This window comes from Aliishimia ponticola, assembly GCF_004803475.1.
Lineage (GTDB): Bacteria > Pseudomonadota > Alphaproteobacteria > Rhodobacterales > Rhodobacteraceae > Aliishimia > Aliishimia ponticola.
This window is the reverse complement of sequence record NZ_SRKY01000004.1, coordinates 24,516-47,570: the sequence shown is the minus strand read 5'-3', so window position 1 is coordinate 47,570 and position 23,055 is coordinate 24,516. Positions and strand designations below refer to the sequence as shown.

Genomic DNA, 23,055 nt, shown 5'->3' with positions numbered 1-23,055 from the left:
TTGCCCGTTACAACCGACCCAGAAGCGCCGCTGTCGGCCACGCATCGGCAGGCAGGCCAAGGCGTTTCTGTTCTGCCTGCACGGCGTCACGGGTGCGCGCGCCCAAGATGCCATCAACCTTGCCGACATTGTATCCACGCGCCTGGAGCTTGCGCTGCAACTGCTTCATCTGCTGTGCGGACAGGCCCGCATCCGGCTTCCCAGCGTTGTAGACCGCTGCGCCCTCTAGCCGGGTGGCGAAGTAGGCGGCGGTCATCACATAGGTAAAGCTTTGGTTCCACTCGAAATAGACGCGGAAGTTCGGGTAGGCGAGGAAGGCAGGCCCCTTGTGCCCCTGCGGCAGGATCAAAGAGGCGGGCAGGTTCGCCAACCGTCCACTGCGCGGGGCAACACCCATTTTGGCCCATTGGCTGGCAGGCAGCGTGGTATTCAGCCCCGATAGCGACCAGTCCATGTTTTGCGGTACGGTGACTTCCTGTACCCAAGGCTCCCCCGCGCGCCAGCCAAGGTGGTTCAGCATCTTGGCGCCCGAAACCAATGCATCGGGGGCGGATGTCTTCAGCCGAACGCGCCCATCGCCATCCGCATCGACCCCGTTTTCAAGAATATCGCCGGGCAGCATCTGGACCATGCCGATCTCACCTGCCCAGGCGCCGGTGGTGCGCGCCGGGTCGAATTGCCCACGGGTGTAGAGTTCCAGCGCGGCGAAAATCTGTGGGCGAAACAGGTCGGGGCGGCGGCAGTCATGCGCCAGCGTCACCAACGCGTTGCGCGTGTTGAAGTCGCCCTGAAACGTGCCGTAATCGGTTTCAAAGGCCCAGAATGCCAGCAGGACACCCCGGCTGACGCCATAGGTGCGTTCGATCAGATCAAAGGTGGAATCATACTGCCGCGCCAGGTTGCGGCCTTTTTGTATCCGCTGGTTAGAGATCAGCCTGCGCGAAAATTCGATGAACGGCTTCTGGAAGACGCCCTGCGCCCGGTCTGCACGCAGAACCTTCGAATCCTGCACGACCCCGGCGAAGAACTGCGCAACCGTGTTCGCGTCATAGCCGCGCTGTCGCGATTCCGCCGCAAGGGATTTGACGAAGCCGGCAAACGATCCGCCGCATTGCGCAGCCACTACAGAGGGCGCGAGGAAAAGCAGAAAAGCGAGCGTGCGGAACATATTAAGAAACCCTTACTTCACATTCTGGAAGCTTTTCTTACGAAACCCCGAAGCGCAAGCGCAGTGGCATAGATCGCGCGGCTTTGCGGCAGTTTTACAATGCGCCCCGCATTGAAAGCTGGCGGGCGGGCCCAACCATGCAGGGCGTTCGCAAGGGCTTTGAGCGATTTCGCGGCGCTGAAACCTTCCGTTCGAACACGCGATTTCGTGAGTTAACCTAGCGTCAAATATCGTTAATCAGCGACCGTTCTTAATCATCTGTTAACCTCTCGGGAGGCATGATGCGGCCATTCGAGGGAAGTGATTAAAGTGTCGTGGTTGTCTCGATCGGAGGGAACATGAATGTATTGATCGTACATGGCAAAGCTGAACTAGGGCTCCTGTGGCAACGCCATCTACATCGCTGTGGAATGTCGGTGCAGGTCGCGGAAAGTCAGGATCAGGCGATCTCTGACATGAATATTACCGCGCCGGACATCATCATTCTGGACCTGATGTTGCAGAACGGGAGCGCATTGGCCGTTGCCGATTATGCCAACTACCGCTGCCCCGCTACTCAGGTCATCTTCGTGACCAACAACCGCTTCTTTTCGGACGGTTCGATCTTCTCTCATGTCACGAATGCTTGCGCGTTTATCCAATCGGCCACCCCGCCGGAGGATCTGGCCGCGATGGTGGATTATTACGCCGCAGCCAGATGATCGCGCCCGTGATGCTGCTGGTAGTCTAGCTGCGGGTTTATGGGGATGATCCGGTTCGGGTTTATCGTGTCGTGGCTGTAATGATAGTGGCGCACGATATGATCCATGTTCACGGTGCCAGCCACCCCGTCCCACTGATACAATTCGCGCGTATAGCCCCATAGGTTGGGGTAGTCGACGATCCGCTTGCGGTTGCACTTGAAGTGCTGGTGATAGACCGGATCGAACCGGATGAGGGTTGTGAACAGGCGCCAATCGGCCTCGGTGATCGTGCTGCCCATCAGGTATCGCTGACTGGCCAAACGGTCTTCGAGCCAGTCCAGCGTATCGAACAGCGGATATACCGCACTGTCATAGGCCGATTGCGTCGTTGCGAACCCGGCTTTGTAGACGCCGTTATTCACCGTGTCATAGATGCGGTCATTCACGTCCGCGATTTCGCCGCGCTGCGCTTCAGGCCAGAAATCCGGTGTGTCGCCAGTGATGCCATCGAAGGCAGAGTTCAGCATGCGGATGATCTCGGCGCTTTCATTGCTGACGATGGTTTCGCGTTGTTTGTCCCAAAGCACCGGCACCGTGACCCGGCCCGACATTTTCGGGTCCGCTTTCAGGTAGATGTCGCGCAGATAGTTGAGGCCATACAGCGTATCGCCGGTCGCCCCCGCGAAATCAGTGTCAAAGGTCCATCCGCCGGACAACATGTCGGGATGGACCGCACTGATCGTGATATGCGGTGTCAGCCCTTTCAGCGCGCGGAAGATCAGCGTGCGATGCGCCCACGGGCAGGCGTATGAGACATAGAGGTGATAGCGCCCGGATTCGGCGGCGAATCCCCCCTCGCCGGATGGGCCGGCAGACCCGTCCGGGGTGATCCAGTTGCGGAATTTCGCGGCTGAGCGTTCGAATTTTCCACCAGAAGATGAGGTGTCGTACCACTGGTCTTGCCAGACGCCATCAACGAGTAGGCCCATGATATTCTCCGATGCTGCTGATGCAGAACTAGAACCTGAAGGTCACGCGGCCTACACCCAAGGGCGCGCAGGCCCCCTGCATCGTTGCACAGGCCGCAACGCGCTGCGGCGCAGCGTTGAAAGTGACGTCGGGGCCTTGCCTTTGTCATGAAATTTTAACTTGAAACACGGCTGTCTGAGGCTTCTTCTAGACAAGGTTCTGGGGAGCGCTGCGATGACGACTTACATTCCGAATGATATCCAAAAAGACTTGGATGCCGCGCGGTTGAAGCGGCTGAAATCTTCTTCCAAGCTGCGCGTGGAAACGCCTGATGGCTATTTCCGGGTGCTGCGCATGTGGGAAAACGGCTTCAGCGTCGCGTCGGAGGATGCGCCGCACCTGCGCGGATTTGTCGATCTTTACGAAGGGCCGTCGCAGTTGTTCCAATGCCTGATTGTCGCCGCCGATGAAGAGGCCGGCGAGATGCGCTATGAATTCAAGCGCATGACCGCGGTGGCCACATCGGCCGCGCGGGACTTCGCAGCAGAGGGCGAGGTGCCCGCCGGGTTGATCGACCAGACCGAACTTCCGGCCTGATCCATGTTCAAGCGCTATGCGGTTTACTTCGTGCCGGACGGCGCGTGGGGGGATGCGGGTGCGCAATGGCTCGGCTGGGACAATCGCACCGGCACGGATAGAACGCCCACACATCCTGTGCTGACGGATCGCCCACGCAAATACGGGTTTCACGCCACCATGAAGCCGCCGTTTCGGCTGGCGGCGGGGGCGGATGCCCATGCGCTTGCAGATGCGCTGGATACCATGTGCCGCGACCTCACGCCTTTCGCGCTGACTTCGCTGGGGCTGGCGCAGATCAGCAGGTTCTTTGCCCTCACCGCGCCGGATGAGCAGCCCTTGCTGCGGAGCGTGGCTGATGCGGCGGTGGAACAGCTTGATCCGTTCCGCGCACCGCTTAACGATGCGGAACTGGCGCGGCGCCGCCAATCGCGCCTGTCAGAGAGGCAGGAAGCCTATCTCGACCGTTGGGGTTATCCCTATGTCATGGAAGAGTTCAAATTCCACCTCACGCTGACAGGCCCGGTCAAGCAAGACACCGAAGCCGTCTTTGAGCTGCTGCAAGAGCGGCTGCGCCCGGTGCTGCGCCAGGAGATGGTCCTCGATAGCCTGTCCCTGCTGGGAGAGGCCGAAGACGGGCGATTTCATCAGATCGCCCGCTTCGCTTTCGGGGGCTGACCGTTACTGAAGGTCTTTGAACGCGTCGGCCATGCGCGCCACGGCTTCTTCGATACGTGCGCGGGGCGTTGCGATGTTGAACCGCAGGAAATCTTCGCCGCCCGTGCCGAAGGTCGGCCCGTGGTTCACGGCGATCCTTGCGGTTTTCTCTACCCGGCCCGTGAACTCGGCTTTGTCCATGCCCGTGCCGGAGAAATCGACCCAGGACAGGTAGGTGGCTTCCAGAGGCATGGATTTCAGGCCCGGGATCGCGTTGATGCCCGCATCGAAAATCTGGCGATTGCCGTCAAGGTACTGGCACAGCCCATCGACCCAATCGGCCCCTTCCGGCGAATAGGCCGCCGTTGCCATGAACAGACCAAAGGAATTGGGCGACAGGCCCATGGCTGCCATGCGCCCTGCAAAGGTCGCGCGCAGCTTCGGATCGTGGATGATCACGTTGCCAGAATGGCTGCCCGCGATGTTGAATGTCTTCGTGGTGGCGGTCATCATCACCAACCGGTCTTCGATCCCGTCGATCAGGGCCATCGGGATATGCTTGGCACCGGGCATCAGCAGGTCGTGGTGAATTTCGTCCGAGACGAGGATCAGATCGTGCTTGCGGGCGAACTCGGCAACGCCCTCCAGTTCTGCGCGGGTCCAGACGCGGCCGCCCGGATTGTGCGGCGAACACAGGATGACCATCTTTTCGCGCCCGGTCATCTGGGCGTCATAGGCGGCGAAATCCATCTGATAGCGCCCGTTATCGTTTTCCATTCGGCATTCGACGACCTCGCGCCCGGCAGCCGTGATGACGCGGGCAAAGGCGTGATAGACCGGGGTGAACAACACGACGCCATCGCCGGGCTGGGTAAAGGCATCGACGCACATCGCTGTGCCATTGACGAGGCCGTGGGTAGTGAACACCGCTGCGGGGTCCACGTCCCAGCCGTGCCGTTCGCGCATCCACCACTGGATTGCGGACAGATAGGCGCTGTCATCCCCGAAATAGCCGAACACCCCGTGATCCAACTGTGCCTGAAGCGCGTCGATAACGCATTGCGGCGGGCGGAAGTCCATATCCGCGACCCACATGGCTAGGCCATCATCGGGCGATACGCCGTAGACGGGCTCCATCTTGTCCCACTTCGCGCAATGGGTGCCGCGGCGGTCGATGATGGGATCAAAACGGGGGTCGATGCTCATGGGGAACTCCTTCGTAAAGCGAGGCGGAGCCTAACGCCGCGCGCGCGCTGTGCAAGCGGATTGCAGCCGCGCGCCCAAGCCATTACATCGCTTGCCATGAAACTGAACATCCTCATCCATCCGGATCCACGGCTGACCAAGGTGGCGGCAGAGATCGCAGACAGTTCCGACGCGCTGCGCGTCTTGGGCAAAGACATGCTGGAAACGATGTATGCCGCGCCGGGGATCGGTCTGGCCGGGCCGCAAGTTTCCGTGGGCCAGCGGATCATCACGCTGGACTGTGCTCGCACAGATGAAGAAGAGCCGCGCCCCCTTGTCATGCTGAACCCGCGCGTGATCGCCGCGTCAGATGCGCTCAACACCTATGAGGAAGGCTGCCTGTCGATCCCGGATCAGTATGCAGACGTGACCCGCCCGGCAGAGGTCGAGGTCGCGTGGATGGATCTGGACGGCAAAGAGCATCGCGAAGGGTTCGACGGTCTGTGGGCCACCTGCGTCCAGCACGAGATCGACCATCTCGATGGCAAGCTCTTCATCGATTACCTCAAGCCGCTCAAACGTCAGATGATCACCCGCAAGATGGTCAAGCTGAAGAAAGAGCGCGCCCGCGCATGAGTGTTCTGCCGATTCTGCGCTGGCCTGATCCGCGCCTCGGGGCGAAATGTGAGGTCGTCGGCGCGCTGGACGACGATCTGCGCGCCTTGGTCGAGGATATGTTCGAGACGATGTATGACGCCGAGGGGCGCGGGCTGGCGGCTCCGCAGGTCGGTGTGCTCAAGCGGATCTTCGTTATGGATGTGGCGTGGAAATCGGCCGAACCAGAACCGGCGGTGTTCGTGAACCCCGTGATCCGTGATGCCAGCGCCGAAACCTGCATCGGCCCCGAAGGGTGCCTGTCGATCCCCGGGATCACGACGGATATCTCTCGCCATGCCCGGATTTTCGCGGGCTGGATCGATCTGGACGGCAAGCGGCAGGAACGCTGGCTGGACGGAATGGATGCGATCTGTTTTCAGCATGAACTCGATCACCTTGACGGCAAAGTCACCTTCGACCGATTGACGCCAGAGATGCGCGCCTCGGCCTTGGCTGAATATGAGGCCACGCTTTGACGATCCGCCCGATCCTGCGCTGGCCGGACAAGCGCTTGCGCACGGCTGCGGACCCCGTGACCGAGATAAACGATGACATCCGGCAGATCTGGCAGGATATGGTCGAAACGATGGACGCGATGCCCGGTGTCGGGCTGGCCGCGCCTCAGATTGGTGTCATGCTGCGGCTTGCTGTGGTCGATGCCACCGACGACCGGTCGTGCCGCATCCTTCTTGCCAATCCCGAATGCGTGGCAGCATCGACGCAGATGCGCCCGCATGAAGAGGCCTCTCCCTGCCTGCCCGGTGTCTCCGCCCGTCTGGAACGGCCGGGCAAGGTGACGATCCGGTATCTGGATGCGGAAGGCGCGCTGGGCGAGCGCGATTTCGAAGGTTTGGAGGCTACATCGGTGCAGCATCAGATCGATCATTTGAACGGGCGCATGTATTTCGACAATCTGGGCAAGGTGAAACGCGATATGTTGCTGCGCAAGGCGCGCAAGCTGCGGGCGTAGGAAAGGCGAGTGGGATGAAGCTGGTTTTCATGGGGACGCCCGATTTTTCCGTGCCAGTGCTGGAGGCGTTGGTCGAGGCCGGGCACGACGTGCTGTGCGTGTATTCGCAGCCGCCACGTCCTGCGGGGCGGGGCAAGAAAGAACGCCTCTCGCCGGTTCAGGCCAAGGCCGAAGCGCTGGGGCTGCCCGTGCGTCATCCGGTGTCGCTCAAATCCAGTGAGGCGCAGGCCGAGTTCGCCGCGCTGGGCGCGGAGCTCGCGGTGGTCGTGGCCTATGGGCTGCTTCTGCCCAAACCCATTCTGGATGCGCCGGAACGCGGGTGCCTGAATATCCATGCCTCTCTGCTGCCGCGCTGGCGCGGTGCCGCGCCGATCCACCGTGCGATCATGGCGGGCGATACAAGGACCGGTGTCTGCATCATGCAGATGGAAGAGGGGCTGGATACGGGGCCGGTACTGCTGCGCAAAGAGATCGCCATCGCGCCGGAAGACACGACCGGCACATTGCACGACAAACTCAGCCAATTGGGGGCAGGGGCCATCGTCGAGGCACTCGCCGCTTTGGATGACCTGGTGCCGCAACCGCAGCCGGATGACGGCGTGACCTATGCCGCCAAGATCGACAAAGCCGAGGCCCGGATCGACTGGACCCGCCCCGCCGCCGAGGTGGACCGCCAGATCCGCGGCCTTTCGCCCTTTCCCGGTGCTTGGACAGAATGGCAGGGCGCGCGGCTGAAATTGCTCGCTTCGCGCGCCGAAGACGGGCAGGGTGCGCCGGGTGACGTGCTGGACGACGATCTGCTGATTGCCTGCGGGGCGGACGCAATACGGATCACGCGCCTGCAACGGGCAGGCAAGGGCGCGCAAGCGGCGGCGGAGTTCCAGCGCGGCGCAGCCATAACCAAGGGGGCGCGGCTCTGACATGTTTCCAACGCTGATCGGAACGGTCGTTATCGCGGGGCTTGTCGGTTACCTGTCGGAAAGATCCGGCTTCACCCATAACGGCATCGTGCAAAGCATCATCATCTGTATCGGCGGTGCCTTTCTGTTCTACTTCGTGCGGCTGATGTTCGGGATTGGGTTCGGCTCACCGGGATTGAATGCTATCGTTTCTTCCATCGGGGCGCTTGTGATCGTCCCGTTCCATTGGAGGAAGTAAGATGTTCGTCATCTGGTTGTTGATCATCGGCGCGGCGGCGGGATTCCTCGCCACCCGGATCATGCGGGTCCAACTTGACGTGATCACCACCGTCGTGATCGGCATGGTCGGCGCATTGATCGGTGGGCTGCTTCTGCGTCTTGCGGCAGGCGTGTTTGGACTGCTGGGCGGGTTGGTCGGCGCCGTGCTGGGCGCGATGCTCGTCCTGTGGCTGTGGCAGCAAATGCAGAAGAAGTGACGCCTAGCCAGACTTGAAGGGTTTCATCCCGGCGCGGGCCAGTTCATCGGCGCGCTCGTTCTCCGGATGGCCTGCATGGCCCTTGACCCATTCCCAGGTGATGTCATGGCGCGCTTGTGCCGCATCAAGGCGCTGCCAAAGCTCGGCGTTCTTCACGGGTTTCTTCGCAGCGGTTTTCCAGCCGTTTTTCTTCCAGCCAAAAATCCAGCCGGTCACGCCGTTCTTCACATAGGTGGAATCGGTCACAATGGTGATCTTCGTCGGTTGGGTCAGAGTCTCCAACGCCGTGATCGCCGCCATCATTTCCATCTGGTTGTTCGTGGTCTGCGCCGCGCCGCCGGAAAGTTCGCGTTCCTTCACGACCGTATCGCCATCCTTGGCCTGAAGAAGCACCCCCCAGCCGCCCGGACCCGGATTGCCGGAACATGCGCCGTCCGTATATGCGTAAAGTTCAGTCATGTTTGCGCGCCTGTATCACGATCCAAGGGGCCATTTCCCCGTCCAGACCGCGCGATGTGCCGGTCCATTCTTGCAGCGGGGTCATCCCGGCGGCGTCGAGCCAGCCCAAGAGTTCTTCCCGCGTGACATAGGTATAGCGCCGCCCGATCGTGTCGCGGCGGGTCTTTGCCCCGGTCTTCATGCCGATATGAAAGATGCCGTTCGGTTTCAGCGCATCGCGGATCGCCGCGAAATGGCGGGGCAGGTCGGCGCGCTCTGCATGCAGCAGCGAGAAATTCGCCCAGATCCCGTGATACAGCGCCGTGCCGGTGAGGTCGTGGAATGTCTCCATCCGGGCGGTGACGCCGGGATGCGCCTTGGCAAGGTCCACCATCTGCGCGCTGGCATCTGTCGCGGTCACGCGGTGCCCTTCGGCGGCAATCATCATGGCTGAGCGCCCCGGACCGCAGCCCAGATCAAGCACGTCGGAGGCGTCAGGCAACAGGTCAAGAAAGTGGCGCAGCTGCGTGTCAGGAACGCCGTCCGTCGTCAGATCGGCGTATTCGGTCGCGCGTGCGTCATACACGTCGAGAGTCTGGCGGTCGGTCACAGGAACACCCCGACGGCAAGGCAGGCCACGACCACGGCGGTCAGCAGCAGGCGCAGCGGCATCCACCAATCCGGCGCGAGCTTCCACGACGCGAAAGCGAAATCGAGAATGAGCAGCCCCAGAAAGCCGAAGATCAGATTGGTCGCGGCAGAAGTCGGGCCGCCACCGGTCATGAAGAAAGCCCAGAGGGCCGGGATCACCGACAAGACATAGCCTGTCGCGGCCTGCCCGCCGCTGGAACGGGCGGAAAAGCCCCACAGCACGCCGGACATGAAGCTAAGAATGACAGAGCCGTAGAAAAGCTGCACATAAGGGCCGATGAAACGGGGGCCAAGATGGGCCGCGCCCCAAGATTGCAGCGGGTCCGAGACCACGGTCGCAGCGCCCCAGAGGAAGGGGATCAGGCCCGCAAGGCCGAGCATCAGAGGAGCGGTTGGAATACGTCTCATGGGGCGGGACATAGCGGGCGGTCGCCGCACCTTCAAGCGGGCGCGTGACCTGCCGGAGCGCCCGCAAGGGGCGCATATGAAGATTTGCGTTCAGGCCACGCAGGCCTTGGGGCAAGCCCCAAACCCCGTCACCCGGTTCAGGCCGGTTCGCGCAGCACGCGCGGCACTTTGAATTCCACGCTTTCCTGCGCGGTTTCGACAAGCTCGGAGGTCACGTCGAACCGGTCGGAGAAAGCCGCGATGACTTCCTCGATCAGTTGTTCGGGGGCCGATGCCCCCGCTGTGATCCCGACGCTGCGCACGCCGTCCAAGGCGCGCCAGTCGATATCCGTGGCCCGCTGCACCAGTTGCGCATAGGCACAGCCCGCTTTGCGGCCCACTTCGACCAAGCGGCGGGAGTTGGAGGAGTTTGGCGCGCCCACGACCAGCATGGCATCGCATTTGGGCGCAATCGCCTTCACTGCTTCCTGGCGGTTGGTGGTGGCGTAGCAGATGTCTTCCTTATGGGGGCCGACGATCTGGGGGAAGCGTGCCTGCAACGCGGCGACGATATCCGCCGTGTCATCGACTGAAAGCGTGGTTTGCGTCACGAAGGCCAGCTTATCGGGGTCGCGTACCTCGACATGGGCGACATCGTCGACGGTTTCGACCAGCAGAACCTCGCCTTCGGGCAATTGACCCATGGTGCCGACGGTCTCTGGGTGGCCGGCATGGCCGATCATTACCATTTGCAGACCGGCCTCATGGTGCCGGGCGGCTTCGATATGAACTTTGGAGACCAAGGGGCAAGTCGCATCGACATAGATCATCTTGCGCGCTTCGGCAGAGGCAGGCACCGCTTTGGGAACGCCATGGGCCGAAAAGATGACGGGCCGGTCCGTTGGACATTCGTCCAGTTCTTCGACGAACACGGCCCCCTTGTCCCGCAGCCCATCGACAACGAACTTGTTGTGCACGATCTCGTGCCGGACATAGACAGGCGCGCCCCATTTCTCGATCGCGAGTTCGACGATTTTGATGGCGCGGTCCACGCCCGCACAAAAGCCGCGTGGCGCAGCCAGATAAAGTGTGAGAGGGGGTTTGGTCATCGCAAGGCTCCTTGCGGGACACTTAGGTATATTTGCGCTGGGCGTCCAGAACGGGTCTTGCACGGGCCCGGTGTTCTGGGCCGCGTGCAAGATCAATTTTCCGTCGGCCTGTCACAGAACCGTAAAAAACACCTGTTAGCGAACGCATAGCCGTGAAGTCCAAGCACGGTGCGCGTTGCGGTCAGGTATTACTCTGAAACGGCCTCGCGCTCTCTGGGGTGATCCGCCGTGGTTTCGCGCGGCGGGCGCCCAATGACCTCGCGCAATTCATCGAGTTCGATGAAATTGTCCGCCTGGCGTCTCAGTTCGTCCGATATCATCGGCGGCTGGCTGCGAATTGTCGAAACGACAGAAATCCGCACCCCTTGGCGTTGCAGGCTTTCCACCAATGGCTTGAAATCGCCATCGCCGGAAAACAGCACGATATGATCCACGCGCGGGGCCAGTTCCATGGCATCGACTGCGAGCTCGATGTCCATGTTTCCCTTGACCTTCCGGCGACCGGCAGAGTCGGTGTACTCTTTCGCCGGTTTCGTCACCATCGTGAAGCCGTTGTAGTTAAGCCAATCGACGAGGGGCCGTATGGGCGAATACTCGTCGTTCTCCAGCAGCGCTGTGTAGTAGAAGGCACGTAGCAGTTTGCCACGACGCATGAATTCCTGTCTGAGCAGCTTGTAGTCGATATCGAAGCCCAGGGATTTCGCGGCCGCATACAAATTCGAACCGTCAATGAACAGCGCAAGCCGTTCGTCCTTGTAAAACATCCAAAATGTCCTTTTCGAAAACGGTTCGCGGCTGGATTGTCCGTGAGTGAGTGTTAATGTGCGCAAACCGTCCGCATTAACCTAGGCGATTTGGTAAATGTCGCAAGACAGTTGTAAGTCACAAAACGGCACTGTTCTGCCTCAATTCCGGTCAAAAGCACTGATTGCAGTGGGTGCAAACATGCCGTCGGTTGAGGGTGACGCTAGGGAAACCGTTATTTGGGCTATTCGGGAGTTCGCCAATAACGGGTGGGTGATTCGGTCTGTAAGCCACCTTTTCGAGACCCCATGTTTCCCGCCGGGCGCCGGGCCCGACTACATCAACGCAGCCTTCGTTCTGGACACGGAATTGTCCGCGCCCGAAGTCCTGGCGCAGTTGCACGCGGTGGAGGCCGCCGCCGGGCGCGAGCGGCTTCAGCGCTGGGGGCAGCGCAGTCTTGATCTGGATTTGATCGCGCTGGGCGACCAGGTCTTGCCGGACGCGCAAACAGTCAGCGATTGGATGGCTTTGCCGCTGGATCAGCAGGTGCGCCGCACGCCCGATGAACTGCTGCTTCCGCATCCTCGATTGCAGGACCGGGCCTTCGTTCTGGGCCCCCTGGTAGAGGTCGCGCCCGACTGGGTGCATCCGCTGACCGGCAAAACGGTTCGCGAAATGTTTGATATGTTGCCGCAGGCGGAGCGGGACGCTGTAAAACGGCTTGTATATCCCGTGGATTGGACCTAAATAAGCCTCTTCTGGAACAAACTGAACAGTTGGAGTCCGCCAATGGCCCGCGTCACTGTTGAAGACTGCGTCGACAAAGTCCCAAATCGTTTTGACCTGGTGATGCTGGCTGCGCACCGCGCCCGCGAGATTTCCTCCGGCGCGCAAATCACGGTCGACCGGGACAATGACAAGAACCCTGTTGTTGCTCTGCGTGAGATTGCCGATGAAACGCAAAGCGCGGATGAACTGCGCGAGCGTCTGATCGAATCCAACCAGACCCAGATTGAGGTCGATGAACCGGAAGAAGACGCAATGGCGCTTCTGATGGGGGCCGAACAGGACAAGCCGGACGAAGATACCATGTCCGAAGAAGCGCTGCTGCGGCAGCTGATGGCAGCGCAGGGGCAGGGCTGAGGGCGCCCACCCACCGCGTAGAGGTGGCGGACCAGAGATGACAGCAGACGATCTGATCGAACTGGTCCGTGCCTACAATCCAAAGACCAATGCTGATCTGATCCGCGAAGCCTATGAATTCGGCGAGCAGATGCATGAAGGGCAATTCCGCCAATCGGGAGAGCCCTATTTCACCCACCCGGTCGAAGTCGCCGCGATTCTAACCGAACAGCGGCTTGACGACGCCACGATCATCACCGCGCTTCTGCACGATACGATCGAAGACACCAAAGCCAACTATGCCATCGTCGCCGAGAAATTCGGGGACGAGATCGCGCGGCTGGTGGATGGTGTGACCAAACTGACCAACCTGCAACTTTCCAGCGTCGAGACGAAGCAGGCCGAGAATTTCCGCAAGCTCTTCATCGCCATGTCCCGTGACCTTCGGGTCATCCTCGTCAAACTGGCGGACCGTCTGCACAATATGCGCACGATCAAGTCCATGCGCGTCGAAAAGCAGGGCCAGAAGGCGCGCGAGACGATGGATATCTATGCGCCGCTGGCCGGGCGTATGGGGATGCAGTGGATGCGCGAGGAACTCGAAGACCTCGCTTTCAAGGTTCTGAACCCCGAGGGCCGGGCCTCCATCATGCGGCGCTTCCTGACGCTTCAGAAGGAAAGCGGGGATGTGATCCAGCGGATCACCAAGGACATGGTGAAGGTGCTGGGCAAGGCCGGGATCGAGGCCGATGTGATCGGCCGCGCGAAGAAGCCCTATTCGATCTGGCGCAAGATGCAGGAAAAGGAGATGGGCTTTTCCCGTCTTTCCGACATCTACGGGTTCCGCGTCATCACGCAGAGTGAGGAAGACTGCTATCGGACGCTTGGCGCGATCCACCAGCGCTGGCGGGCGGTGCCGGGGCGCTTCAAGGACTATATCAGTCAGCCCAAAAGCAACGGCTATCGGTCCATCCACACGACCGTGCTGGGCCGCGACGGCAAGCGGGTCGAGGTGCAAATTCGCACCCAGTTGATGCATGAGGTCGCGGAAAGCGGCGTGGCGGCGCATTGGTCCTACCGGGACGGGCAGCGGGCGGAGAATGATTTCGCCGTCGATCCGGCCAAGTGGATCAGCCAACTGACGGAACAGTTCGACGGCGACGAGGATCACGAAGATTTCCTCGAAGCGGTCAAGCTGGAGATGTATTCCGACAAGGTTTTCTGTTTCACCCCAAAGGGCGAAGTCATCAAGCTGCCCCGTGGCGCGACGCCCATCGACTTTGCCTTCGCGATTCACACACGGATCGGCACAGCCTGTGTCGGGGCCAAGGTCGATCATATGCGTGTGCCGCTGTGGACGCGGCTCAAGAACGGCCAGTCGGTCGAGATCATCACCGCCGAAGGGCAATCGCCGCAGGCCACGTGGCTGGATATTGCAGTCACGGGCAAGGCGAAATCCGCGATCCGTCGGTCTTTGCGTCAGCAGGATCGCGACCAGTTCGTCAAACTGGGCCGCGAATTGGCGCGCTCTGCCTTCGGGCATGTGCGCAAGCGGGTCACGGAAAAGGTGCTGGATACCGCCGCGCGAACCTTGCGCCTGTCCTCCGGCGAAGAGGTTCTGGCGCGGCTGGGGTCCTCCGAACTGACCGGCCAGCAGGTGGTGCAGGCCGTTTACCCGGAACTGACCCCGCCCGAGGGCGAAAAGGTCGATACGCGCCGCGCCGTGATCGGTCTGAGCCCCGGCCAGCGGTTCGACCGGGCCCCTTGTTGCAAACCGCTGCCGGGGGAACGGATCGTGGGGATCACGTTCCGCGGCAAGGGCGTTGTGGTGCATTCCATCGATTGCGCGCGCATGACCGAATACGAGGACCAGCCGGAGCGTTGGGTCGATCTGCGCTGGCACGAAGGCAGCCACCCCGCCGTCTATGACAGCGTGCTGGACCTGACCATTTCGAACGACGCGGGCGTGTTGGGCCGGATGTGTACCCTGATCGGGGAGACCGGCGCGAATATTTCAGATCTGCTTTTCCTCGACCGGAAACCAGACTTTTACAGATTGTTGATCTACGTGGAATTGAGGGACCTGATGCACCTGCATACGCTGATGCGGGCGCTTGAGGCGGAAAGTGACGTGGCTTCCATTGACCGATTCCGGGATGAAACAGTGTCTGCGCCCTCGGCGGTGCTGACCGGGGTTAAGTAAGGCGGACTTAGATTGGTGTTCAAGCGCCGCGACAAACGGCCTTTCTGGCAGGCGGTCCGGCACTTCTTGTGGCCGCGCGGCGGCTGGGGGCGTGCGTTTCACTATGTGAAGCACCGGGTGCGCCGCTTGCCCGATAGCCCCGAACGCATCGCGCGTGGCATCTGGGCCGGGCTGTTCACCACCTTCACCCCATTCTATGGTCTGCACTTCGTGGTCGCGGGCCTGATGGCGCTGATCATGCGCGGTAACGTTTTGGCCTCCCTTATGGCGACCTTCTTCGGCAACCCGTTGACCTATGTCCCCATCGGCGTCGTGTCGTTGCAAACCGGGCATTGGCTGCTTGGCACCCGCATGCGCGAGCATGAGCACACCGGGTTCGGACAGGCCTTTGTCAATGCCGGCCGGGATTTGAGCCATAATTTCTTTGCCATGTTCGACGAACAGAAAGCCGATTGGTCCAACCTGCGCATCTTCTATGACGATGTTTTCTTTCCCTACATGATCGGCGGTATTCTTCCGGGAATCGTGACGGCGAGTGTCGGGTATTACATCGCCTTGCCGCTCATCCGGGCCTATCAGAAGCGTCGCAAGGGCGCGATCAAAGCCAAATTCGAGGCCTTGAAAGCCAAGGCCGCCGCCGCCAAGAAGAAGGCGGAGCAAATGGGGGACTGACATGGATCATCTGCGTCTTGGTGTGAACATCGATCACGTGGCAACCGTTCGCAACGCCCGTGGCGGCGCGATGCCGGATCCCGTGCGGGCCGCGAAGCTGGCAGAGGATGCGGGCGCGGACGGAATCACCGCGCATTTGCGCGAAGATCGCCGCCACATTGCGGATTCCGATATCGAACGCTTGATGGAGGCGCTGACCGTGCCGCTCAACTTCGAGATGGCCGCCACTGACGAGATGCAGCAAATCGCGCTGCGGCACAAACCGCACGCGGTCTGCATCGTACCCGAAAAGCGGGAGGAGCGGACGACCGAAGGCGGTCTGGATGTCGCCCGGGAAGAGAACAGGCTGGCCCATTTCATCGCGCCGCTGCGGGATGCCGGGTGCCGCGTGTCGATCTTCGTCGCAGCGGATCAGCGCCAGATCGAAGCCGCCAACCGCATCGGCGCTCAGGTGATCGAACTGCATTCCGGGGCCTATTGCGATGCGCACCATGATGGGCATTTCGATCAGCGCGACCGCGAGTTGGAGGCGCTGCGCGACATGGCTGCGTTCGGCCACGGGCTTGGTCTGGAAGTGCATGTCGGACACGGGTTGACCTATGAGACAGTCGCGCCCGTCGCGGCCTTCCCTGAGGTGAAAGAGCTGAACATCGGGCATTTCCTGATCGGCGAAAGTATCTTTCTGGGCCTGAAACCGGCGATTGCGGAAATGCGCCGCTTGATGGATGAAGCGCGGGGATAACGCCTGCGGCGGATACCGGAAAAAACGGCCATGCGCCGGAATGAGGACACAAGACCGCTTTGCCGTTACTCGGCGCGGCGAGACAGGGATAAAGACGATGCAGATTTCATACCTTCGCTACGCGGGCATTTATGTGTTGACCGTGATCGGTTTGGCCGCACTGGCATGGGCAATGGCGACCTTTCTTGGCTTTGACTTTCCCGCAGGCGCTGGTTCGGTCATCCCGACGATGATCGCCGCGCTGGCAGAGGGGCAGAACCAAGCGCGCGCCACAGGCAAAGCACCTGAACGCCGGGCGCTTTGGGGGGCCGCGTTCTCTGCCACGCTGATCGTTGCGGCGATCAACGGGGTGTTCATGGTCGTCTTGATGCAAATGCCGTCCATGGCCGAACTGTTCCGCGCCGTTCCGGCGAACTTTCTGGTGATGCTCGGTGTTTTCGTTCTGATCGTCACCTTGCTGACCAATTGGTGGTTCCTCGGCGTTGGCGCGAAGGCTGGCGCGAAAAGTGCCGGGTGAGCCGCGATGATTTTGGGAATTGGCACGGATTTGGCGAATATCGAACGTATTCAGGCGACACTGGATCGGTTCGGTGATCGTTTCCGCGACCGGGTCTTCACCGAAATCGAACAGGCCAAGGCCGAACGACGCGCCGATGTTGCCGGCACCTATGCCAAGCGCTGGGCCGCGAAAGAAGCCTGCTCCAAGGCGCTGGGCACCGGGCTGCGCATGGGCATCTCATGGAAGGACATGGCGGTGTCCAACCTGAAGACCGGGCAGCCCATCATGCATGTGACGGGCTGGGCCGCCGAACGGTTGGCCGATATGACCCCAGAGGGCCACGACGCGATAATTCATGTCACATTGACGGACGACCATCCTTGGGCGCAAGCCTTCGTCGTAATAGAGGCGCGGCCCAAGACTTCTTGACACCCAACCGCCCGGCTTTCATGAAGCGCGGGACACCCAGACAGAGCAGGTCCAATGACAGAGAAAACCAAAAGCGAAGGTGGCATCGTCGAGACGATCAAGACCATCGTTTACGCACTCCTGATCGCAGGCGTGTTCAGGACCATCTTCTTTCAGCCATTCTGGATTCCCTCCGGGTCGATGAAGGAAACGCTGCTGATCGGGGATTTCCTCTTCGTCAACAAGATGGCCTATGGCTATTCCTATGCCTCCTGCCCCTCTGTCATCATCCCGCGTCTTGGGGTGGATATCGATGCACAGGACATCTGCGGCGTCTTTGACGGCGACAACACGCGCCTGTTCGGAGGCGAGCCTGAACGCGGCGATGTGATCGTGTTCCGCCATCCCGTGTCCGGCCGCGACTACATCAAGCGCCTGATCGGCCTGCCCGGTGACAAGGTGCAGATGGTCAACGGCAAGGTCGTGCTGAACGGCGAAACCGTACCGCAGGAACCTGACGGGGCCTTCCGCGAGGTGATGGCGCTGCAAGGCGGTCAAAGCAATCGGCCACGCTGCGAAAACGGCCCGGTGGGCATGGGCGGCGTCTGCGAAAAGTCGCGCAACATCGAAACGCTGCCCAATGGGGTCAGCTATTCGGTGCTGAATATCGCGCAGCAGCAATCGGACAATACCGGTATCTATACCGTGCCCGAAGGCCATTACTTCTTCCTTGGCGACAACCGCGATAACTCTCTCGACAGCCGTTTTGCGCGCAATGCGGGCGGCGTGGGCTTCGTGCCGTTCGAGAACCTGATTGGACGCGCCGACCGCGTGATGTTCTCGTCCTCCGGCAAATCCATGCTGTTCTTCTGGACGTGGCGTTCCGATCGTTACTTCAAGGCGATCTAGTGAAGCTGTCGGCGGAACTCTCTGATTTCGCGCGGCGGCTGGGCCACGACTTTCGCCAGCCCGCCCTGCTGATCGAAGCGGTGACTCACGCCTCGCGCTCCACGCCGGGCAAGACCGACAACCAGCGGCTGGAATTTCTAGGCGACCGGGTTCTGGGCCTTGTCATGGCCGAAGCGCTGCTGACCCGCGACACGGACGCCCGCGAAGGCCAGCTTGCCCCGCGCTTCAACGCCTTGGTGCGCAAGGAAACCTGCGCCGATGTCGCGCAGGAGATCGAACTGGGCGCGGTATTGCGGCTGGGCCGGTCCGAGATGCTGTCTGGCGGACGTCGCAAGATGGCATTGCTGGGCGACGCGATGGAGGCGGTGATCGCGGCGGTCTATCTTGATGCCGGGTTCGAGGCCGCGCGGGCCGTCGTTCTCAGGCTTTGGTCCACACGTGTCGAGACCGTCAAGGAGGACGCGCGTGATCCCAAGACAACCTTGCAGGAATGGGCTCAGGCGCGCGGATTGCCCCCGCCACGCTATGAGGAAACGTCGCGCTCCGGCCCCGATCACGCCCCCTTGTTCGAGATCACGGTCTTCCTGAAATCGGGCGAGAGCTGCTCGGCCTCGGCCGGGTCGAAACGGCAGGCCGAACAAAGTGCCGCGCGTGCTTTGTTGGACCAACTCGCGTAATGCCCGGCGGTCCGGATGACCGATAACCAGCGTGGCAGCTTCTGGATGGTGCTTTCGATGCTCGGTTTCGGGATCGAGGATGCGTTTTTCAAAGCGGCGACCGCGACGGGAGGGGTCTCAGCGGGTATGGGCACCATCCAGTTCGGGCTGTTGGCGCTGATCCTCTATGCGGGCTATGCGCGGGCCAAGAATGTGCCTTTGTGGTCGCCCGAATACCTTAAGCGCAACCTGCTGATCCGCACCGGGTTCGAGGTGACAGGCCGTGTCTTCTTTGCGTTGGCGCTGGCCTATACGCCGCTCTCGACCACATCCGCGATCCTGCAGGCCGCGCCGCTGGTCGTGATGCTGGGCGCTGCCGTCGTCCTGGGGGAACGGATCGGACCGTTACGCTGGGCTGCGATGGCGGTTGGCCTTCTGGGGGTGCTTCTTATCATCCGTCCGACCCCGTCAGGGATGGAGGCGAACGCGATTTTTGCGCTGCTGGGTATGCTTGGCTTTGCCGGGCGCGATCTTGCCACGCGCACAGCGCCGCCGGGCACCCATGCCGCTCAATTGGGTATCCTTGGCTTTGCCGTCGTCACCTTTGCCGGTGTGCTGATCCTCGCGTTTGAGGCCGGGCCGCCGACCTTGCCCACGCCGCAAGCCGGGCTGCTGATCTGCGGCACCGCGATTGCCGGGGTTGCAGGCTATACCGCCCTGACCAAAGCGATGCGCACGGGCGATGTCGGCGTCGTCGCGCCGTTCCGGTATTTCCGCCTGATCGTTGCGCTGATCTTGGCCGTTACCCTGTTTGACGAGCGACCCGATACGATGACGCTGATCGGTGCGGGTTTGATCGTTGCCGCCGGTGTCTTTTCACTTTGGCGGGAGCAAGGGCTGGCGCGACGCCGCGTTCCGCGCTAAAGACCCGACCTTGATTTCGAGGATCGTTCCCATGACCACACGCGCCGGATTCGTCGCCCTGATCGGAGAGCCCAACGCGGGCAAGTCCACGCTGCTCAACCGGATGGTGGGCGCGAAGGTGTCGATCGTCACGCATAAGGTGCAGACCACACGCGCGCGTATCCGCGGCGTGGCGATGGAAGGCGACAGCCAGATCGTCTTCGTGGATACGCCCGGCGTTTTCACGCCGCGACGGCGGCTGGACCGGGCCATGGTGACGGCCGCTTGGGGCGGGGCCGCGGATGCCGATGTGATCGTCGTGATGGTGGAAGCGCATCGTGGCGTCACCGAAGGTGTGAAGCGCCTGCTGGACCAACTTCGGACGGTGTCCGAAGGCCGGACTGTGGCGCTGGGCATCAACAAGATCGACCGGGTCGAAGCGCCGGTTTTGCTGGGGCTGGCCGATGAGTTGAACAAGATGTTCGATTTCGCCGAGACCTTCATGATCTCTGCCGAAAAGGGGCATGGCGTCGACGACCTGCGGCGCTGGCTGGCCGAACAGCTTCCGGAAAGCCCGTGGCTGTACCCAGAAGATCAAATCGCCGATCTGCCCATGCGCATGATCGCGGCAGAGATGACTCGCGAGAAGCTGACCCTGCGGCTGCATCAGGAACTGCCCTACCAACTGACGGTCGAAACCGAAAACTGGGAAGAGCGTAAGGACGGTTCTGCGCGTATCGATCAGGTGGTCTATGTCTCGCGTCCGGGCCACAAGGGTATCCTGCTGGGCAAAAAGGGCGAAACCATCAAGGCGGTCGGCCAAGCCGCACGGATCGAGCTGGAAGAATTCCTGGGCCGCAAGGTTCACCTGTTCCTGCAAGTCAAAGTCCGCGAGAAGTGGCAGGAAGAAGCAGAGCGCTATTCCGAGATGGGTCTCGACTTCAAGGACGGCAATTCGTGACGCGGCTCACCGCCCGGTTTTGGGTGGATGCCTATCTGGCGCGGCTGCGATTTCACGATATTCCGGCCTTCGTTACCGCCCATGGCGATGACACCGGCGGCGCGGTTCTGGTCAAGCTCAATACGCTGGACGGGCAGGCACGGCTGTTCCAACGCGGCTTCGACCTGGAGACCGGCGCGCGCCACTGGCAGGTGCTGAACGAAGGTGCGGAAGCGGATGTGGATGCCAGCTTGGCCCGCCAGCGTGGTTTCGACCCGGATCTTTGGGTGATCGAAGTCGAAGACCGCGCCGGGCGGCACCTTCTGGATGATGACGGGCTTGGCTAACAAGCCATAATCAGTCGCGAATTATTAACCCCTGTGCACAGTTTAGTAGACTTGGCCGAATCTCTCCAAGATACTCATCCGCATGGAGTGGCGGGATGAAGGCATCCTACTGTCGGCGCGGGCACACGGCGAAGGCAGTGCAATCGTGGAAGTATTCACGGCTGAACACGGCCGCCACGCTGGCGTCGTGCGCGGTGGTGCGTCTCGAAAGCTGGCACCGATGCTCCAGCCCGGCGCGCAATTGGATGTGGTCTGGCGGGCCCGTCTGGAAGAACATATCGGCAGTTTCAAAACCGAAGTTCTGCGGTCGCGGGCGGGCAACGTGATTGACAATCGTTTGGCGCTGGCGGGACTGAATGCGGTGACTGCGTTGCTCAGTTTCGCTTTGCCCGAACGCGAAGAACATGGCGCGCTCTACCGGCAAACAGTCGGTGTCCTCGATCTGCTGGGCGAGCCAGATATCTGGCCGCTGGCCTACCTGCGCTGGGAGATGTCGCTTCTGGAAGAGCTTGGCTTTGGCCTTGACCTTGCGGGCTGTGCGGTGACCGGGTCGCAAGAGAACCTGATCTACGTCTCGCCGAAATCGGGCCGGGCGGTGTCTCGGCAAGGCGCTGGCGAATGGGCTGACCGCCTGCTTCCGCTGCCGCCCGTGATGTTGCGCAAGGGGGATGCCAGCGATGAGGAAATCGCGGAGGCGCTTGAAACCACAGGATTTTTCCTACGAGAACATATGGCGCCGATGATGGGAAACCGGCCCTTGCCGGAAGCGCGCGACCGCTTCATCACGGCCTTCATGCGTCAGATCTAGCGACCGCTTACTTCAGCACCAACAGAAGATCGATCAGTGTTTCCGCGTGGCTGCCCTTTTTCGGCGCGGCGATCAGGGCGGCATGGATCAGGCCCGGAAAATCGGGATGCGTTGCGTCAAGTTCCGTCAGCAAGTCGCTGATCTGGGACAGCATCGCCTTATCCACCCGTGTCACCGCACTCTGTGCCCGGCTGTCCTGCGCCGCCCACGCGCGCACGGCGCTATCCAGCGGCGTCTGCCGAAACTTCGCCAAGGCGCGCAGCTGCATGACAGGCGTATCGCCCGAGCCAAGCGCCTTTTCAAACCGGGCCTGAATCTGCGCGCTCCACGCTTTGAGAACCTCGTCGTGAAACGCAGGCACGTCCTTGAAGTGCCAATAGAACGATCCCTTGGTCGCACCAAGATCGCGGGCCAGCGTTTCGGCGCGCACGCCGTCCGGCCCCTTGGATTTGAGAGCTGCCAATCCGGCATCGATCCATGTCTGCGGTGTTTTACGTTTGCTCGCCATAGTTCTGCCCTACGCAGCCGTCTTGAGTCGCGCAATGGGCAAGACGGGTTTCGATCGGCGGCGAATTGCCACTTGTTGCACTGCAATCATAGGTAGAAACACGCCTCACGCCGACAGTGCGGCGATGGCCACGACAAGCAGCATCGATGCCGCCATCGCGTAATTGATCCGGCGATGTGTGCGCTCCGGCAGGTCCAACCGTTTCAACGTGTCGCCAAACCAGACCCAGCCCACATGGATCGGCACCCAGATCACGTTCACAATTACCAGCTTCCACAGGATTTCGGTGGCCAGCGCGTCTGGAAACAGGCTGAAGCCGGAAAACAGGGCCGTATTGACCGCATAGGCCTTGGGATTGATCGGTTGCAGCAGAATTCCGGTCATGATCCCCGGTTCCGACTGCGCTTCGACAAAGGCCACTTTCGATCCGGCGAAGGCAACTCGCAGCGCCAGATACAGCAAATAGCAGGTGGAGGCGACGAACAGCACCGTACGGATCGCCGGGGTCGCAAGGATCAATGCGGCAAGTCCGCTGACCACGGCAAGGATCACAAGGTTGTTGCCGATGAACAGGCCCAGCACATAGCGCAACCCGGACCGAAAGCCATAAGCCGCGCCGACACCCGCGGCCGACAGAACACCGGGACCGGGCGTGATGATCAGGAAAAAGACGGCGGCGGCGAAGGACAGCATAAGATCAGTCTGACGGCTGCCCCGAAATGGTCAAGGGCGCCGCCATGGTGGCCGC

At 61.3% G+C, this 23,055-nt stretch carries 32 protein-coding genes; 22 read left to right on the top strand and 10 right to left on the bottom strand.

From position 1 onward, the window contains the following. Positions 1 to 7: 7 nt before the first annotated feature. Entirely contained in the window at positions 8 to 1,168 is a 1,161-nt protein-coding gene (locus E4Z66_RS14675; RefSeq protein WP_136463808.1) for a lytic murein transglycosylase, read from the bottom strand. Between the two features lie 338 nt (positions 1,169 to 1,506). On the opposite strand from E4Z66_RS14675, the gene E4Z66_RS14670 reads away from it, so the two are divergent. Next, on the top strand, positions 1,507 to 1,869 hold the full coding sequence (locus tag E4Z66_RS14670) for a response regulator (RefSeq protein ID WP_136463807.1): 363 nt from the start codon (positions 1,507 to 1,509) through the stop codon (positions 1,867 to 1,869). On the opposite strand, the gene E4Z66_RS14665 is transcribed toward E4Z66_RS14670, so the two are convergent. Next, complete coding sequence (locus E4Z66_RS14665) at positions 1,851 to 2,840, bottom strand: glutathione S-transferase family protein (RefSeq protein WP_136463806.1); 990 nt, start codon at positions 2,838 to 2,840, stop codon at positions 1,851 to 1,853. The two genes, E4Z66_RS14670 and E4Z66_RS14665, sit on opposite strands and share 19 nt — an antisense overlap. A gap of 214 nt (positions 2,841 to 3,054) precedes the next feature. Here E4Z66_RS14665 and E4Z66_RS14660 point away from each other — a divergent pair, with 214 nt between their 5' ends. After that, positions 3,055 to 3,417, top strand: a complete 363-nt coding sequence (locus tag E4Z66_RS14660) for a hypothetical protein (RefSeq protein ID WP_136463805.1) — start codon at positions 3,055 to 3,057, stop codon at positions 3,415 to 3,417. Positions 3,418 to 3,420: 3 nt separating this feature from the next. Next, a complete protein-coding gene (locus tag E4Z66_RS14655) occupies positions 3,421 to 4,074 on the top strand; it encodes a DUF1045 domain-containing protein (protein ID WP_136463804.1) in 654 nt (217 codons plus the stop codon). Between the two features lie 3 nt (positions 4,075 to 4,077). Here the strand turns inward: E4Z66_RS14655 and E4Z66_RS14650 are convergent, their stop codons facing one another. Continuing rightward, positions 4,078 to 5,259, bottom strand: a complete 1,182-nt coding sequence (locus tag E4Z66_RS14650) for a MalY/PatB family protein (protein ID WP_136463803.1) — start codon at positions 5,257 to 5,259, stop codon at positions 4,078 to 4,080. Positions 5,260 to 5,355: 96 nt separating this feature from the next. Between E4Z66_RS14650 and def (E4Z66_RS14645) the strand changes: the two genes are divergently transcribed. From def (E4Z66_RS14645) to E4Z66_RS14620, 6 genes are read left to right on the top strand one after another with little or no spacing between them, the layout of a single operon-like run. Then, positions 5,356 to 5,874 (top strand): peptide deformylase, encoded by a 519-nt coding sequence (gene def, locus E4Z66_RS14645; protein WP_136463802.1) that lies wholly within the window; start codon positions 5,356 to 5,358, stop codon positions 5,872 to 5,874. After that, positions 5,871 to 6,371, top strand: a complete 501-nt coding sequence (def, locus tag E4Z66_RS14640) for a peptide deformylase (protein ID WP_136463801.1) — start codon at positions 5,871 to 5,873, stop codon at positions 6,369 to 6,371. The genes def (E4Z66_RS14645) and def (E4Z66_RS14640) overlap by 4 nt, the downstream gene beginning before the upstream one ends. Beyond that, entirely contained in the window at positions 6,368 to 6,865 is a 498-nt protein-coding gene (gene def / locus E4Z66_RS14635; protein ID WP_136463800.1) for a peptide deformylase, read from the top strand. The genes def (E4Z66_RS14640) and def (E4Z66_RS14635) overlap by 4 nt, the downstream gene beginning before the upstream one ends. A gap of 14 nt (positions 6,866 to 6,879) precedes the next feature. After that, entirely contained in the window at positions 6,880 to 7,785 is a 906-nt protein-coding gene (fmt, locus tag E4Z66_RS14630; RefSeq protein WP_136463799.1) for a methionyl-tRNA formyltransferase, read from the top strand. Between the two features lies 1 nt (position 7,786). Beyond that, positions 7,787 to 8,023: a hypothetical protein gene (locus E4Z66_RS14625; protein ID WP_136463798.1), complete on the top strand. Its 237-nt coding sequence runs from the start codon at positions 7,787 to 7,789 to the stop codon at positions 8,021 to 8,023. Position 8,024: 1 nt separating this feature from the next. Beyond that, on the top strand, positions 8,025 to 8,261 hold the full coding sequence (locus E4Z66_RS14620; protein ID WP_136463797.1) for a GlsB/YeaQ/YmgE family stress response membrane protein: 237 nt from the start codon (positions 8,025 to 8,027) through the stop codon (positions 8,259 to 8,261). A gap of 3 nt (positions 8,262 to 8,264) precedes the next feature. On the opposite strand, the gene rnhA is transcribed toward E4Z66_RS14620, so the two are convergent. From rnhA to E4Z66_RS14595, 5 genes are all read right to left on the bottom strand, one after another. Next, positions 8,265 to 8,720 (bottom strand): ribonuclease HI, encoded by a 456-nt coding sequence (gene rnhA, locus E4Z66_RS14615; protein ID WP_136463796.1) that lies wholly within the window; start codon positions 8,718 to 8,720, stop codon positions 8,265 to 8,267. Further along, complete coding sequence (locus E4Z66_RS14610) at positions 8,713 to 9,309, bottom strand: class I SAM-dependent DNA methyltransferase (RefSeq protein WP_136463795.1); 597 nt, start codon at positions 9,307 to 9,309, stop codon at positions 8,713 to 8,715. The genes rnhA and E4Z66_RS14610 overlap by 8 nt, the downstream gene beginning before the upstream one ends. Next, complete coding sequence (locus E4Z66_RS14605; protein WP_136463794.1) at positions 9,306 to 9,758, bottom strand: DUF3429 domain-containing protein; 453 nt, start codon at positions 9,756 to 9,758, stop codon at positions 9,306 to 9,308. Before E4Z66_RS14605 ends, E4Z66_RS14610 begins: the two co-directional genes overlap by 4 nt. 137 nt (positions 9,759 to 9,895) lie before the next feature. Beyond that, positions 9,896 to 10,846, bottom strand: coding sequence for a 4-hydroxy-3-methylbut-2-enyl diphosphate reductase (gene ispH, locus E4Z66_RS14600; protein WP_136463793.1), 951 nt, complete (start codon positions 10,844 to 10,846; stop codon positions 9,896 to 9,898). A gap of 188 nt (positions 10,847 to 11,034) precedes the next feature. Beyond that, complete coding sequence (locus E4Z66_RS14595) at positions 11,035 to 11,610, bottom strand: LabA-like NYN domain-containing protein (RefSeq protein WP_136463792.1); 576 nt, start codon at positions 11,608 to 11,610, stop codon at positions 11,035 to 11,037. Positions 11,611 to 11,707: 97 nt separating this feature from the next. Between E4Z66_RS14595 and folK the strand changes: the two genes are divergently transcribed. The 13 genes from folK to recO all read left to right on the top strand — a co-directional run bounded on the left by folK (position 11,708) and on the right by recO (position 21,799). Further along, positions 11,708 to 12,337, top strand: coding sequence for a 2-amino-4-hydroxy-6-hydroxymethyldihydropteridine diphosphokinase (gene folK, locus E4Z66_RS14590; protein ID WP_136463791.1), 630 nt, complete (start codon positions 11,708 to 11,710; stop codon positions 12,335 to 12,337). A 42-nt stretch (positions 12,338 to 12,379) separates the two neighbouring features. Further along, a complete protein-coding gene (gene rpoZ / locus E4Z66_RS14585; RefSeq protein WP_136463790.1) occupies positions 12,380 to 12,733 on the top strand; it encodes a DNA-directed RNA polymerase subunit omega in 354 nt (117 codons plus the stop codon). 37 nt (positions 12,734 to 12,770) lie between these two features. Further along, positions 12,771 to 14,915 carry a RelA/SpoT family protein gene (locus tag E4Z66_RS14580; RefSeq protein WP_136463789.1) on the top strand — a complete coding sequence of 715 codons (2,145 nt, stop codon included), beginning with the start codon at positions 12,771 to 12,773 and terminating at the stop codon, positions 14,913 to 14,915. A gap of 12 nt (positions 14,916 to 14,927) precedes the next feature. After that, positions 14,928 to 15,587, top strand: coding sequence for a DUF2062 domain-containing protein (locus E4Z66_RS14575; protein WP_136463788.1), 660 nt, complete (start codon positions 14,928 to 14,930; stop codon positions 15,585 to 15,587). Position 15,588: 1 nt separating this feature from the next. Further along, a complete protein-coding gene (locus E4Z66_RS14570; protein ID WP_136463787.1) occupies positions 15,589 to 16,329 on the top strand; it encodes a pyridoxine 5'-phosphate synthase in 741 nt (246 codons plus the stop codon). Positions 16,330 to 16,426: 97 nt separating this feature from the next. Further along, a complete protein-coding gene (locus E4Z66_RS14565) occupies positions 16,427 to 16,846 on the top strand; it encodes an ABZJ_00895 family protein (RefSeq protein ID WP_136463786.1) in 420 nt (139 codons plus the stop codon). A 6-nt stretch (positions 16,847 to 16,852) separates the two neighbouring features. Further along, positions 16,853 to 17,257, top strand: a complete 405-nt coding sequence (acpS, locus tag E4Z66_RS14560) for a holo-ACP synthase (protein WP_136463785.1) — start codon at positions 16,853 to 16,855, stop codon at positions 17,255 to 17,257. A gap of 54 nt (positions 17,258 to 17,311) precedes the next feature. Beyond that, the gene (lepB, locus tag E4Z66_RS14555) at positions 17,312 to 18,145 is read left to right on the top strand and encodes a signal peptidase I (RefSeq protein WP_136463784.1); all 834 of its coding nucleotides are present in this window, start codon (positions 17,312 to 17,314) and stop codon (positions 18,143 to 18,145) included. Next, positions 18,145 to 18,822 (top strand): ribonuclease III, encoded by a 678-nt coding sequence (gene rnc / locus E4Z66_RS14550; RefSeq protein WP_136463783.1) that lies wholly within the window; start codon positions 18,145 to 18,147, stop codon positions 18,820 to 18,822. Before lepB ends, rnc begins: the two co-directional genes overlap by 1 nt. Positions 18,823 to 18,837: 15 nt before the next feature. Next, a complete protein-coding gene (locus tag E4Z66_RS14545) occupies positions 18,838 to 19,725 on the top strand; it encodes a DMT family transporter (protein WP_136463782.1) in 888 nt (295 codons plus the stop codon). 31 nt (positions 19,726 to 19,756) lie between these two features. Then, entirely contained in the window at positions 19,757 to 20,665 is a 909-nt protein-coding gene (gene era / locus E4Z66_RS14540; RefSeq protein ID WP_136463781.1) for a GTPase Era, read from the top strand. Continuing rightward, positions 20,662 to 20,991: a DUF1491 family protein gene (locus E4Z66_RS14535; protein ID WP_136463780.1), complete on the top strand. Its 330-nt coding sequence runs from the start codon at positions 20,662 to 20,664 to the stop codon at positions 20,989 to 20,991. The genes era and E4Z66_RS14535 overlap by 4 nt, the downstream gene beginning before the upstream one ends. An 82-nt stretch (positions 20,992 to 21,073) precedes the next feature. Beyond that, positions 21,074 to 21,799, top strand: a complete 726-nt coding sequence (recO, locus tag E4Z66_RS14530; protein WP_136463779.1) for a DNA repair protein RecO — start codon at positions 21,074 to 21,076, stop codon at positions 21,797 to 21,799. A gap of 7 nt (positions 21,800 to 21,806) precedes the next feature. Here recO and E4Z66_RS14525 read toward each other — a convergent pair whose 3' ends face one another. Together E4Z66_RS14525 and E4Z66_RS14520 are read right to left on the bottom strand one after the other, a co-directional pair. Beyond that, complete coding sequence (locus E4Z66_RS14525; protein WP_136463778.1) at positions 21,807 to 22,307, bottom strand: TetR/AcrR family transcriptional regulator; 501 nt, start codon at positions 22,305 to 22,307, stop codon at positions 21,807 to 21,809. Positions 22,308 to 22,412: 105 nt separating this feature from the next. Further along, positions 22,413 to 23,000 (bottom strand): LysE family translocator, encoded by a 588-nt coding sequence (locus E4Z66_RS14520; protein WP_136463777.1) that lies wholly within the window; start codon positions 22,998 to 23,000, stop codon positions 22,413 to 22,415. Positions 23,001 to 23,055: the final 55 nt, after the last annotated feature.